This is a genomic window from Streptomyces sp. PT12, from assembly GCF_003311645.1.
Classification (GTDB): domain Bacteria; phylum Actinomycetota; class Actinomycetes; order Streptomycetales; family Streptomycetaceae; genus Streptomyces.
In genome coordinates this window covers 1-1,166 of record NZ_QEST01000036.1, presented here as the reverse complement: position 1 = coordinate 1,166, position 1,166 = coordinate 1, and the positions used below count along the sequence as shown (strand labels likewise).

The window sequence follows — 1,166 nt, the reverse complement described above, 5'->3', positions numbered from 1 at the left end:
GATGTTCCGGCGTCGGGGGTGGTGTGGCCGTTGTCGGGGGCGTCGCCCGAGGCATTGGCCGCGCAGGCCGGACAGCTGGCCGCCATGGTGGAAGCGGACGAGAACGCGCCGTTGGCCGATCTGGGCGCCGCGTTGGCCACCACCAGGACGGCATTCCGTCACCGCGCGGTCGTACTCGCCACCGACCGCCAGGAACTCCTCACCGAACTCACCGCACTCGCCACACACCAGCCACCCAACCGCGCCATCCAGGGCACCACCACCCCCGGCACCGACCAAGGCCCCGTCTTCATCTTCCCAGGCCAAGGCTCCCAATGGGCCGGCATGGGCCTCCAACTCGCCCAACAAAACGACGTATTCGCCCGCTCACTGGACGCCTGCCAGGACGCCCTAGCCCCCCACACCGACTGGAACCTCCACCAAGCACTCGCCTCCCCCGAACAACTCCAACGCGTCGACATCGTCCAACCCGCCCTCTGGGCCGTCATGATCTCCCTCGCCCGCCTCTGGCAACACCACGGCATCACCCCCACCGCCGTCATCGGCCACTCCCAAGGCGAAATAGCCGCCGCCCACATCGCCGGCGCCCTCACCCTCCACGACGCCGCCACCATCGTCGCCCTCCGCTCCCAACTCATCCACCAACACCTCGCCGGCCACGGCGCCATGGCCTCCCTCATCCTCGACCCCACCACCACCCAACAACTCCTCACCCCCCACCACCCCCACCTCACCATCGCCACCATCAACGGACCCCACTCCACCGTCATCGCCGGCGACACCCACCACCTCAACACCCTCACCACCCACTGCGAACAACACAACATCCGCATCCGCCGCATCCCCGTCGACTACGCCTCCCACTCCCCCCACGTCCAACCCCTCCACCCCCACCTCACCCAAGCCCTCCAACACATCAAACCCCAACCCACCCACACCCCCATCATCTCCACCGTCACCGGACAACCCCTCAACGGCCCAGAACTCACCGCCGAATACTGGTACCAAAACCTCCGCAACCCCGTCCGATTCGCCGACGCAGTCAGCAGTCTCATCAACCAGGGGCACCGGCTGTTCGTGGAAGCCAGCCCCCACCCAGTACTGGCGATGGCAATCGCCGAAATCACCGAGAACACCCAGAACACCCAGAACACCCAGAACACCCA

Annotated in this window: 1 protein-coding gene; it reads left to right on the top strand. The window is 66.8% G+C overall.

All coding sequences use genetic code 11. From position 1 onward, the window contains the following. Window positions 1–1,166: acyltransferase domain-containing protein (locus tag DEH69_RS03820; RefSeq protein ID WP_147255387.1), on the top strand; the 1,166-nt coding region annotated here is incomplete at both ends.